The following is a 13,466-nucleotide window of genomic DNA, read 5'->3' on the forward strand; positions in this document are numbered from 1 at the left end:
GTTTGATCTTATTGTCATATCCACCTTTAAGATACAAATCTTAAAGGGACAATAAAAACAAAGGCTGTCCAATTTTACTTTTTGGACAGCCTCTTTTCGTTTTTTAGCCGGGCATATCACAATTTGTAGCTCTTCATTACAAATCGTCAGCAGGCGAATAACCTTCAAAGCAGAGATAAGAGCAACTTTTTTGAAAAGAATTCGGTTTAAACGACTCATTCCCTCAGCGGAGTATCTACAACAAAGTACTTGGCGAAAAACCAAACTGTTTTTTAAAACAGCGGCTAAAGTAAAGCGGGTCGTTAAAACCAACAATATCCGACACTTCAGAAACATTGTACTCTTTACTTTTTAACAATTGAGCCGATTTCTTTAGCCGTAAAGTTCGTACAAATTCGTTGGGCGAAAGGTTGGTTAATTCCTTGATTTTACGGTATAATTTAGATGAACTTATTCCCATTTCTTTACAAAGGAAATCGATATTCAGGTCGGGCTTGTGCATATTTTCTTCAATAAGGCAGCTTAGCTTGTTGATAAACACTTCGTCAACCTGAGAGTGCGATAAAATGTTTATTTTAGTTTCAACTTCTCCCGAAAATTTGGCTTTTAAATCGAGCCTCGACTTAATTATATTCTGAATCTGGATTTTTAACAACACCGGGTCGAAGGGTTTGGCAACATAGCCGTCGGCACCCAGTTTGTAGCCTTTAATTTGGTTTTCGTTATCGGATAATGCGGTGAGCAGAATTACTGGGATGTGACTGATAAGATCGTCCTTTTTTAATTCCATACAAAACTCAAAACCATTTTTAACAGGCATTTTAATATCAGAAATACAAAGCATTGGTTTTTTTTGCCTGCAAAGCAACAGGCCTTTAAGTCCGTCTTCAGCTTCATAAACCTTGTAGGTATCCGATAAATAATCAACAATAAATTTCCTTAATTCGATGTTGTCTTCAATCACCAGTATTTTTTCTTTTAACGCAGTTGACTGAACTACCTGTTTGGGAGGCAATTTCGGCTGAGTTTCGTCTTCGTATGATGCTGTATTTACATCAAATATTTCGTGCTCGTCATAGCTTTTTCTTTCAATGGGGATTTTAACAGTAAACACACTACCCTTTCCCTGCTCGCTTTGTACATTTATAGCTGCCTTATGTATTTTAAGCAGCGACTCCACCAACGACAAACCAATTCCCGACCCGGTATTTTCCGTTTTACTGTTCTCGGCCTGGTAAAAACGTTTAAAAATTTTATCTACACTTTCGGGAGGAATACCGATACCGTTGTCGCTAACTTCAACATGTAATTGTTTTGATCCATCGTTTATCATCCCCACATACAAATCAACATGGCCATATTTAGGCGTGAATTTTATGGCATTCGATAGAAGGTTGTATAGCACCTTATCGTATTTATCGCGATCAATCCAGCCTAAAATCTGATCGTGTTCAGTGGTTAAATTGAAATTAATATTTTTTTCTGATGCAAAACTTTTAAACGAATTGAATGCATTTTTAGTTAGCTGTAAAATATCGGTATCCGAGACTTTTAGTTTTAACTCTCCGGTTTGTGCTTTTCTGAAATCGAGCAATTGGTTAACCAGGTGTAATAGTCTGCCTGAATTATTTAGAATCAACTCCACACGGCTTTTTTGGTAATCAGTAATATTGCCTTTTTCCATAAGTTGTTTCGCAGGGCCAAGAATTAAAGAAATTGGCGTACGTAATTCGTGCGAAATATTGGTAAAAAAATGAAGCTTTTCGTCGTTTAGCTTTTCGTCTTTTTCGTGTTTTACTTTTTCTAGCACCAATTCCTGCTTTAGCAACATACTTTTTCTTATTTGTGTATGCACAATGTACAGAATTAACGAAATAAGAAGGATGAACAAAACGATGCTTTTATAAGTAAGCCAAAATGGAGGATCAATATGTATTGTATAAGCTGATGCATCGCTCCAGAAACCACTGCTATTTTGCACTTTAACCTTAAAAATATAAGTACCCGGGTATAAATTGGTATATTGAATATTGCGTGAATTGTTATCGCTGGTAATCCAATCCTCGTCGAAGCCTTCGAGCATGTACTGGTATTTGTTTAGCCTGACATTAATATACGATGGCGACGAAAATGAAAGTGAAAAGTTGCTGTTGGCATATTTTAACGTCATTTCTTTGGCGTAGTTAATATCCTCGCTAAGAATTACCTGTCCGTTAATAATATCGCCTGGTAAAACTTTTTTGTTCTGAACTTTAACCTCGGTAATAAATGGTGGTTCCGAAACTGAATTATCGTTTGCGATAGTGGTGGAAAAGTATATAATTCCTTCTTTTCCGGGCACATACACAACAGAGTCATTAAGAAGCAGGAATCCCCTGTTACTAAAAATATCGAGACGGTTTCCATTATTTATATGGTAAACATTTAATTCTTTTGTAAACGGGTTATAACTTCCAATTTTGTTGTTATTAAAATTCAACCACATTTCTCCGTTTTTAGCAAACCGAATATCGGTAATCCAGTCTTCGCGAAGTTCGCCAGGCGTGGCAACCAGCATAAATTTATCTTCCAGAGGGGCATAATAAACCAGCCCTTCTGTTGTTGTTACCCAAATATTTCCATTGTTGTCAATACCGATATCTTTTGCAAACATAGCCGTAGAATCTTCGGGTAATCGCAGGTAGTTGGAGTATGTTTTAACCTTATTTGTTTCGGGATTAAAGCATATAACGCTCGTTTCGGTGGCCAGCCAAAGGTTATTTGCCGTATCACAAATTGCCTGGTTTGTAGAAATATCGTAGAAATAATCAGGAAGAAGCGGGGTGTAGGTCATTTTTTCGGGATTAAGCAAAACGGCACCATTGCCGTGCGACCCAATAAATAAATCGCCGTTTGCCACCCGGGAAAAAGCAAAAGTTGGTGTTTCGCCAAAGCCTAAATCAAGCGAGGTAAAAGATCGGGTAATGTAGTCGAGTACCAGAATATCGCCATTCCAAAGTCCACAGTAAAATGTTTTTCCATCATATGTATAAATGCTGGCTATTTTTTTGAACTGGGTTGAAAGCACCGAAAATTTGTTGTTCTCTCCTAAAAACAGGCCATTATCGTGTGTTGAAACAATTAGCTTATTGTCATAAGTTTGAGCCAAGCCACTTATTCTGGGTACTTTATCGTTGATAAAAAGTGAAATATCTTTTATGCTTTTAAACTGGTTTTTGTATGCATCGTATTTGTCCAGTCCGTTCTCGGTGCCTATCCATAATACCCCCGAATGATCAAAATACAAAGCCGAAACGGAATTATCTACCAGTGCCGATTGATCGGACAGTACCGAATAATACCACTCATAATTTCCGGTACTAATGTCTTCCAAATGATCGCAAACCAGCAGCCCACCAAGTGTTCCTACCCAATATTTTCCGTTTGGAGCCTGTGCTACACTAATAAAATAGGGGCCTAGCAAATTCCGAACGGTGGCATTGACCATCGGAAGCAACTTAAAAGTATCTTCTGTTTTATCGAGTTTATACAGGCCTTCTCGTGACCCCACAAAAATATCCGATTTATTGTCCTGAAAAACGAAATAAACGTATGGGTTTATTTCTTCCGAGTTGGGAACAAGCAGTTTGTAACTTTTTATTGTTACCACAGTTCCGGCACTATTCAGCGTTATTTTAGCAATACCGCCTCTGCCGTTGCTTCCAATCCAGATCGAACCATCTGTGTCTTCGTATATTGATTTGATGTAGTTAAAACCATTTATTTCAACTTTTGTAAAATCGTTGCTTGTTACATCAAAAATGTATAGCCCCTGGTCTTTTGTACCCACCCAAACCCGGTTGAATTTATCGATGTACAAAGCCCGTATTTCAGGGTCGGGCAAACTTTGCGGGTTGTTATCATCGGGTAAAAAGGTTTTAAACTGCGATGTTTTTAAGTTATGAAGCGTGAGCCCATTTCTTGTACCTATCCACATTTGGTCGGTTGTGCGGTTAAAAGCCAGTGCGGTAATGTCGTCGTTGTTTATGCTAGTCCGCGTTTTCGATTTGCTTTGGTAAACCGTAAAATTGTTACCATCGAAACTGTTCAACCCGTCAAAAGTGCCGAGCCACAACAATCCGGTATTGTCTTGTGTGATATGCCTGACCGAGTTATGCGAAAGTCCCTGTTCATCGGAATAATGTTCGAATTTTATTCCTTGCCCGAACACCGTTGTGCTAATTAGCAAACAAAATATCAATACATACCTGGTGCTCATTTTTTTAAACTAATTTGATTGTTTTTTTGCAGGCAATAAATATAAACTATTTATTTCGCTGTTTTTCAGTTTCTACACAATGCCGGAACACCGGTAACTCTACCCTTTCAAAAATCGTACTGAAACTAAATTTTTATATAAATACGTTTTCTATTTAACCACCATCCCAATGCCCAGCATAGCATAACGTAAGCAATGGCTGTAATAAACGCACCAAAAGGCCCGGGAAAAATTTGCTGAAAGACCTGTTCACTTACCCATTCAAAAGCATCCTGATATTCGTTCACAGGAATCATACGGAGTGTAATATAAAACAGCTCTGAAAATAAGTAGATAAACAGCGGGTTTTTCCCAAAAATATTGAAAAACTGCACGCCATATTTCTGCTTTCGTAATTCGATTGTATAAACCAGAACGGCCATTATTGCCAAATCCCAGCCAACGGTGTAAAGCACAAAAGAGCTTGTCCATAGTTTTTTCGACAGAGGAAAAACCAGGTTCCACCAATGTGCCAGCGCAATCATTCCAAAAGCCAGCATTAAAAGTTTAGCGATACCTTCGAATGATTTTCCTTTTTTCTGAATAAAAATACCGGCCATATATCCATACAGTACATTTACGATGGCGGGCAAGGTGCTGAGTAAACCTTCCGGATCGAAAGGAATACTGTCTTTTTTATAAATATGGCCCTGTCCTAAAACAGCCAAATCGAACTTTGATCCTGCGTTGCTTGCCATGTCGAGCCATGACCCCGGCTCTCCAAAAACATACAAAATACCCCAATAGGCCAGCAGGATAATGCCGGAAATAATTACTGCCACTTTTTCCGAGAGGTAATATAAAATAAGCGAGGCAAAGAAATAACACAAGGCTATTCGCTGTAAAACACCCATAATACGGGTTTCGGCAATGGGTTTCCACATAAAATGCCCGTCGGTGCCAAATTTAAAAAACGGAAACCAGTACATTAGGTAACCCAAAAGAAAGATAATAACGGTACGTTTTATGATTTTTGCCCAGACCCTCCCCGCCGGCATATTCTTCATTTTTAACATCGAAAAACTCATGGCATTTCCCATGGCAAACAGGAAAGATGGAAACACCAAATCGGCCAGTGTAAAGCCAAACCACTTTGCATGAACCAGGTAGGGGTAAAGGTGTGCACCTGTTCCCGGCGTGTTAACTACAATCATCAGAGCAATGGTTATACCTCTGAAAACATCAAGCGAGAGAAAGCGCTCGGATTTTTGTTGAATGTTATTTCCCATAACTAGTAATTTCAATTCCGTTTATTTGTTGCAGACTTGTGTTGTTTAGCGCTTGGGTAGGCTGTGCAGCTCCATTTTCGCTACAGCCAAACACGCTTCTGTTTGCGCCGAAGTTGTGGAGCATTTTCCAAACACATTGTTTGCCCCAAAATGCTTCGGTACGTTTCCATACAGGCTTAATCTCCGACGCCAAATCTAGGGTAACATTGCTTTTTAATTCGATGCTGCCGGTTAAAAATATTCCTTTTGAAAAAACGCTTGTGCCGCCTCCCTGCTGGCTGACAGTGTTTATAGCCGCCTGAATGGCCGCAGTATTTAAAGCGTGCCCATCGGCATTAGCACCAAAACGCTCAACGGCAAACGTATTCTCATTTTTGTTCTGTGCAAAACCAAAATTGCCTGATTGCAGAAATAGTGATATGCCCAATAGTTTTAGAATATACATTTACTTGTTGATTTGTTTTTGCTGTTCGGAAATAGCCGCCGGACTTTTGTCCGACATTTTTAATTGGATACTTCCCCCGTTTATAATATCCTGGTGTGTTATTTTATACTGTTTTATTGGTGAATTATTAAGCGTAACTTCGTTTACAAAAACATTGTATGCACTGTTGTTTATACAGTTTATTTCGAATGTTTTGCCCGGGTAATAATCTTCATTCAGCTGAATGGTAATTTTATCAAACACCGGGCTTCCAATCTGGTACTCCGGGTTTTCTTCGGTTCCGCCGTTCATTTGAAACAGGCCTATTTTCATTAACACGGCTAAGCTTCCCATTAATCCCTGGTCTTCGTCGCCGTTGTATCCACGTTTTGTTGATAAATCGGAGAATACACCACTGGCTACTTTTCGAGCCCAGTGTTGTGTTAAATCGGGCCGGTTAAGCTGGTTAAAAACAAAGGCTGTTTGTATTGATGGTTGATTCCCGTAATTAACAGGTATTCGCCGGTATTCGGGGTGCAATTCAGCTTCGTGTGATTTTCCGGAAGTAAATCCCGATTTTTCAGCGCTTTCAAACTGTGCGTTTAATTTGTCGGTAGCAGCAGCTTTTCCCCCCATTAATCTGGCCAGGCCATCAATGTTGTGTGGTACAAACCAGGTTGATTGTGCAGCATTTGATTCTACAAATCCATTTTCATACGAATAAACATCGTAGTTTTCAGGCCAGTTACCATTGATATCTTTTGGCGTCATCCATCCGGATTGCTTATTATAAACATGCTTATAGTTTTCCGAGCGGTTTAGAAAATAACCGTAGTCGTTGGGTTTATTGAGCTTTTTTGCCAATTGCGCGAGGGCCCAGTCCTGGTAGGCATATTCGAGTGTTTGCCCGGCGCCTTCCTGGTGGGCGCCAAAATTATCTCCTTCGGGCAGCGGATACGGAACGTAACCATTTTTTATATAATAAGCTAAACCTCCGCCAGTGTTTGTCCGGTGCTCGTAGCCAGCTTTACCCATTATGCCGTTAGGCATGTGGTTCCTTTTTAGCGCATTGTAAATATTTTCCAGACTATCGGTTACAATGCCTTTTTGAATGGCGCTAACAATAAAGGGAGTGGAAGAAGCGCCGGTCATAACATAGGTGTAGTTGCCTCCCGATGGGCCACGGGGTATCAGGCCGCCATCTTTGTAATACTGCATGAGCGAGTGTACAAAATCGTCCATAATTTCGGGATAAACCAAGCCCCACAAGGTGTTTATTGTCCACTGGGCGCCCCAAAACGAATCGGAATTGTAGTGGTTAAACCCGGGTTTGCCGTTTTCATCCAGCGGTATCTGGCCAATTCTGAAATGTTCTTTTGTGTTGTCGGGGTAGGCACCGTTTACATCACTTATTATTCTACGGCCCTGTAAAGCGTGCCACAGGTCGGTGTAAAAGCGCCGCTGTTCTTTTTCGGTTCCGCCTTCTACCTGAATCCGGCCCAGCATTGAATTCCACTCTTCGTTTGCCCGGGCAACACAGGAATTAAAATTCCAATCGGGCAATTCTTCCTGAATGTTGACCTCTGCGTTCTCAACCGATGTGTACGAAATACCAGCTTTCATAAGTACCTCGTCAACAGAATCACCTAAGTTAACAAGGTAGTTTTTTGTAATACTATCTTGTTTTATTGATTGTACCGGGACGTTTAATTTTATTTTGAAATAGACTGTTACCGGTTTGGGGCGACGGTTGGTTGGTGTCATTACAAAACTTCCCGACAGCTCATTTTTTGTGTCATGTTTTAACTTGCCATTACTATTTTTACATGGCCCCAACAAGGTGTTCAGGTTGAAAAGTATGGCGTTGCTTGTGTTTCCTTTTGGGTAATTATATTTATGAAAGCCCACCCGTTTTGTGCTGCTTAGTTCGGCCGATATACCGTAGCGGTTTAATTCGAGATAATGATACCCGGGTGTTATCTTTTCGGTTTCGTGGTTGAATGGAGAATAAAAGTCGGAAAATATTTTTTTATCGTTTTCGGGGTATATTGTGACCGCCATAACCGACAAACCCGACATTTGCCAGGCGTGAATATGGCTGAATCCTTTAACGGTATCGGTTTGATAGCGATAGCCACTTCCCCAGGCTCCTTCAATTTCAGTATCGGGGCTTAGGTTTACCATGCCAAAAGGGCGACACGCCGATGAAAAGAAAAACCACCTGGAGTTTTCGGTATCAAGCAAAGGATACACTTTGCTGGTAAACTGGTTGTTAACAGGCAGCCCTGTTTCGCTGTTTTTACATGAAGCGGCGCTTATCAGCACGAGTAAGCTTCCAACTATATTTCTATAAATTTTATTGAAATACATTGTAGGTTTTTAATGACCGTTTCAACGGATTTTAGCTTTCCGGTTTTACTAAGCAGGCAATTATATATTACCTGAAGCTTATAATTTTCTACTGTCCCCGTTTATTTTGTTTTCACAAACAAAACAGCCTGTAAAAGATGAATGAAAAAGTAAATAATAAAAAAGAGGGATGGTTTGGGAACATCCTCTTTTTTATTTTTGGAAATTTGATTAATATCCTGAATTCTGCATCCAGTTAGTATTCTCGTTCAGAACACCTGTTGGAACCGGGAATATACGTTTGGTATAATCTGTTTTTGCACTGGGATTAATAATGTTTTTGTACCCCCAATCATCCTCGAATCGTCCGAAACGAATCAAGTCGTTGCGTCGCCAGTTTTCATCAAAAAATTCACGGCCTCGTTCATCTAGTAACTCATCTAATGAAGGCTCTGCACTGATAACAGGTGCATTTACATAGGAGCGTATCTGATTAAACAAACTCATAGGTGTATCGCCGTTTGTAGGGGTAGCACCACGCAAAATAGCTTCACATTTTGTAAGCAGGATATCGGCATAACGGAAAATGGGTACATCATTGTCCTGGTTACGGCCATATAAACCATAATCAGTAGGATCCATCATAAACTTGTTAAAACGGTACCCTTGTGACCAACCTGCGGCATCATTACCTACATTCAAATTCTCATCTTCTACTTTAAGTGTAATATCTTTGGTAAGTACAACCTGCTCGCCCTTGTACATAAAAGGAATAGATGTTACCTCGTAAGTAGAAGGATCGTATTGGTATAGTGCACCTTTGAAAATAGCATCGTTACGACGGTCGCCTTCAAGATTGAACAGATCTGCAAATTCCGGGTTAACAGCAAAGTTACCGGCAGCAGATTTTGCAAGTTTAATGCCATAAAGACCGGCACCACCATCTCCATCAGAATCGCCTTTTCGCCAGGTACGGAACCGTCCATAAGTCAAACCGTCATTGTTAGAAGCGGTATAGGGCATTGCATAAATGAAATCTTTGATTTGAACACCATTGGTTGGGTAGAATTTTTCCAGATAGTCATCACTAAGGTTGAAAATACCCGATTGTATAATATCGTCGCATACCGATACACAATCATTTAATTTTTCGTTTGCAGCTGTTGCCGACCAGCTTGAACTGGTTACATCTTGTGTGTAAACATTCCAGTTGATATATAACTTGGCAAGAAGAGCATTCACCATCCAACGGGTAGGTTTTCCATAAGTTGAAGCATCTACAGCTGTTGTCATGTTATCGCGTATGGCTATTAGTTCCGATTCAATCCATTCCGCAACATCGGCACGCGGACTACGTTCCAAAGCCTCGTCGGCGTCCAGCATATGATCCAGAATCGGCACGTCTCCGTAGCTGTCCATTAAAATAAAATGATAGAAAGCGCGCACTGCCCTTGCCGGAGCTGTAACTACCTCTTCTTCACCTCCAAGATCTACAATAACCTGGTTACACTTGGTGATTCCGCTTGATAGCTCGGGCCAGTATCCCATGCAGGCATCATCTGCCATAAAGTTATGCAAACTGGGATGTGCATAGTTTCCTGAATCGTAGTAGTCTCCATCGTAACTTACGCCCATACACTCGTCGGAAGAGAAGGACATGGCTTCGCTGTACCGACGGCCTAAGGCTCCGCGAAAAGCATAGTAAACATCAGAGGTTTTAGCTTCAATTGCAATTTCAGAATCAGGATATGACGTATATTTTGATTTTACATCTACATCCAAATCAACACAACTACTGGTAGCTAAAGCTATTAATGCAGCTGATATAAAGATTTTTATATTTATTTTTTTCATACGATTTTACTATTAAAAGTTGATATTAAGTCCGAGCATAAAAGTGCGGGTACGCGGATAATATGTTTCGCGGCTGTCAATACCTGGAGTAAGACCGCCTAACGAAACCTCAGGATCAAGCCCTTTGTAATTGGTTAGGGTAAATAAGTTGTTGCATGTTGCATAAACCCTTAAGCCATTCAGATAGTTGCCTACTTTTCCAAAATCGTAACTTAACGACAATGTTGAAAGACGCAAATAGCTACCATTTTCGAGGTAACGGTCTGATGGAGTCTGAGCGTTTACATCTGTATATTTCTGATTGGCAGCCACCTCGCTCAAGACATTCTTACCGGTTGAAACCAAGGCGATGTAGTTGTATTGTGCACGGGTTGAATTCATGATTTTATTACCCGTCACTCCCTGGAAGAAAGCGTTAAGAGACCATTTTTTATAGCTTAGGGTATTGTTCCATCCGTAAATTACTTTTGGTTGGGCCGAACCAACTTTGGTACGGTCTGTTTCCTGAGGACTTGTGGTAAACTCGCCAGTGCGTTCACCGGTTTCCGGATCGTGCACATAAAACTGCGATACGCCGTTTTCGTTGTATCCGGCCCACTCCCAGGTATAGAAAGTTCCAATGGCTTCGCCTTCCATAATGCGTTGAACATTGGCCGTAGAATAGCCACCAATATTTGGGTTACCGGCATTGATATAATCAACAGAGTATGTTTGGTTAGAGAGACTTTTTACTTCATTTTTATTATGAGAAAGATTCAGAGAGGTTTCCCATTTCATATTTTTGGTTTGAACAGGAATTACGTTTACTGATAACTCGATACCCTTGTTACTGATATCTCCAACGTTAGCAAGCATACTTCCAAATGGATAGCGGTTAGTAGATACTGCATAGCTGTATATAAGGTCTTTTGTCTGCTTATCATAGTACTCAAGGGTACCCGTTAACCGGTTCTTGAAAAATCCGAAATCAATACCAACGTTTAACATTCCTGTACGCTCCCATTTTAAATCAGGATTTGCGTTGCTTGTGGCAGCCAGCGTTCGGTACTGAGAGGTATTACCATTCGCATCGGTATAAGTGAACCAGCCTGAAGCACCGTATGTTTGAATGGCAGTAAAGGCATCAAAACCTAATGAGTTACCACTAACTCCGTAACCGATACGAAATTTTAAATCATCAAATACGTTCATGTTTTTGATGAAATCCTCTTCGTTTAAGCGCCACGAAAGAGATGCAGAAGGAAAGGTAGCCCAGCGGTTGTTTTTACCAAATGCAGAACTTCCGTCGCGGCGTAATGTGGCTTGAAATAAATATTTACTGTTGTAGCTGTAATTTACACGGCCATAAAAAGAAATCATTCGCAACGTAGAAAGAGTATAGCCACTATTAATTCCGGAAATGTCCATATTATTGGCATACCCCAGGTTGTAATACTTTAATGCATCATTGTAAAAGTTATATACAGTAAGGCCAAATCCATCGTTGTTATCGTTTTGTTCCCACGAATAACCTGCCATAAGGCCGAGTTTGTGCGTATCTTTAAAAACCTTGTCGTAGTTAAGGTAGGTTTCCATTACCTTTTTCTTGTTTTCTACTGCAGTGCGACTTGCCTGCCCATTCTGAGATTCGAATATTTGCGAAGCAGAAGTATTATAATTACTATGGATATATTGCTCGTTCTGATAGGAAAGCCCCAGGTTATACACCAGCCCATCTATAATTTTAAGAGAAGCTTTGGTAACACCCTGTAATCGTTTACTCTCAGTATTGTATTGGTCTTCATACAGTATCGACAGCGGGTTATAGTTTTGAGAGATGCCGGAACTTTGGTACCAACTTCCATTTTCGTTTCGTGTCGGAACCAATGGCGAATAGTAATTCATGGCATCAAGCACGCTTGTTCCCTGATCGCCCATTGAAACATTGTAGTTGTTGGTAATACTTCCGTTAAATCCCAACGACAGGGTTAAACGATCATCAAGAGTTGTGGTTTGCAGAAACGACCTTGCGATTAACCGGTCGATATCCGTTTTTCTGATTACCCCCTGTTTGTTCATGTAATTAATGCTGGCATTGTAGCTTGTTTTCTGGTCGCCACCATTAATCGATATATTGTGGTTATGACTAAAACCAGTACGCTGAACCTCCTTCTGCCAATCGGTGCTGGCTCCCTCGTTGTTTGGAAGCGATACGTTATTGGATGCAGCATAGGCGCTAAGTTCGCTTGCGGTCATCATATCAAGGTTTTTAAGCACATTGTCAACAGCAACATAACTGCTGTAGCTTACATTGGTTTGCCCGTTTTTACTGCCTTTTTTTGTGGTAACGATAATAACACCGTTGGCCGCTTTCGAACCGTAAATGGCAGTTGCAGAAGCATCACGTAAAACATCAATACTTTCGATATCCTCGGGAGCTATAAGCGAAAGTGACATTCCGGGTATCCCGTCAATTACATAGTAGGGTTCCTGTGCTTCGCCTGTTCGTAATGTAGAAGCTCCGCGTAAGGTAATCGAAGATTTACCATTCGGATCGGAAGTTTGAGTAATTGTTAATCCGGGAACTTTACCTTGTAACAACTGCGAAGGATCGGTATAAACACCCACATTTAAATCTTTGGCATTAACGGTTGTAATTGAACTTGTAACATCTTTACGTGTCAGTTTTCCGTAACCAATGGCAACAACTTCATCCAATTTAATGTTGGAAGTAACCAGGTGTACCTTGTAATTCGTCTGATCGCTCAATACAATTTCCTGCTTTTTATAACCAACAAACGAAAAGACCAAAGTCTTTGAGCTTCCCTCAACTCCAATTATGAACTTTCCGTCCATATCGGTAACTGTACCATTTGTTGTACCTTTTTCAACGATTGAAACACCGGGTATTGTGTTGTCGTTTTCATCAAACACAACACCGGTAATTTGGGGTGTTTGTCCAATGGTGCTAAAAGATATGCCAAGCAATATGGCAAACACCAATAATTTAAATTCGATTTTTTTCATAGATTCTTATTTAAGATTCAGTTCTTGCTCAAAACTAAATTGTCCCGGTTTTTTCGATATGGATAAATTATTCAAATACATAGACAGATGATTCAGAACATGGAAAACGCCACATTAAAAACATTGTAGAAGCCTGACATTCATCCACTTTTATTTTTCATACAATCTCTGGATGGTTTTAATTTCCTCTTTCCAAAGCAGAAAAAGGAATTTTGAATATCCGTATTTAGTCATAGTCCAGTAATTCCAGCAATAACCAGCCTGTCAAAGAGTTTTTCTCCAAAATACCTCCGGTTTAGCTTGTAGA

Annotated in this window: 7 protein-coding genes; all 7 read right to left on the reverse strand. The window is 40.2% G+C overall.

The window, feature by feature from the left end:
- Positions 1-219: hypothetical protein (locus tag BMW53_RS21175; protein WP_217643011.1), on the reverse strand; the 219-nt coding region annotated here is incomplete at its 3' end.
- A 16-nt stretch (positions 220-235) separates the two neighbouring features.
- On the reverse strand, positions 236-4,258 hold the full coding sequence (locus BMW53_RS19750) for a hybrid sensor histidine kinase/response regulator transcription factor (RefSeq protein ID WP_038556851.1): 4,023 nt from the start codon (positions 4,256-4,258) through the stop codon (positions 236-238).
- 125 nt (positions 4,259-4,383) lie between these two features.
- Entirely contained in the window at positions 4,384-5,526 is a 1,143-nt protein-coding gene (locus BMW53_RS19755) for an acyltransferase family protein (protein ID WP_038556855.1), read from the reverse strand.
- The gene (locus BMW53_RS19760) at positions 5,516-5,971 is read right to left on the reverse strand and encodes an alpha-N-acetylglucosaminidase TIM-barrel domain-containing protein (protein WP_038556858.1); all 456 of its coding nucleotides are present in this window, start codon (positions 5,969-5,971) and stop codon (positions 5,516-5,518) included. Before BMW53_RS19760 ends, BMW53_RS19755 begins: the two co-directional genes overlap by 11 nt.
- Positions 5,972-8,320 carry a GH92 family glycosyl hydrolase gene (locus tag BMW53_RS19765; protein WP_038556863.1) on the reverse strand — a complete coding sequence of 783 codons (2,349 nt, stop codon included), beginning with the start codon at positions 8,318-8,320 and terminating at the stop codon, positions 5,972-5,974.
- 210 nt (positions 8,321-8,530) lie between these two features.
- Positions 8,531-10,153: a RagB/SusD family nutrient uptake outer membrane protein gene (locus BMW53_RS19770; protein ID WP_051567672.1), complete on the reverse strand. Its 1,623-nt coding sequence runs from the start codon at positions 10,151-10,153 to the stop codon at positions 8,531-8,533.
- Between the two features lie 12 nt (positions 10,154-10,165).
- Entirely contained in the window at positions 10,166-13,159 is a 2,994-nt protein-coding gene (locus tag BMW53_RS19775; protein WP_038556866.1) for a SusC/RagA family TonB-linked outer membrane protein, read from the reverse strand.
- Between the last annotated feature and the right edge of the window lie 307 nt (positions 13,160-13,466).

The organism is Draconibacterium orientale, from assembly GCF_900111425.1.
GTDB classification, from domain to species: Bacteria; Bacteroidota; Bacteroidia; order Bacteroidales; family Prolixibacteraceae; genus Draconibacterium; species Draconibacterium orientale.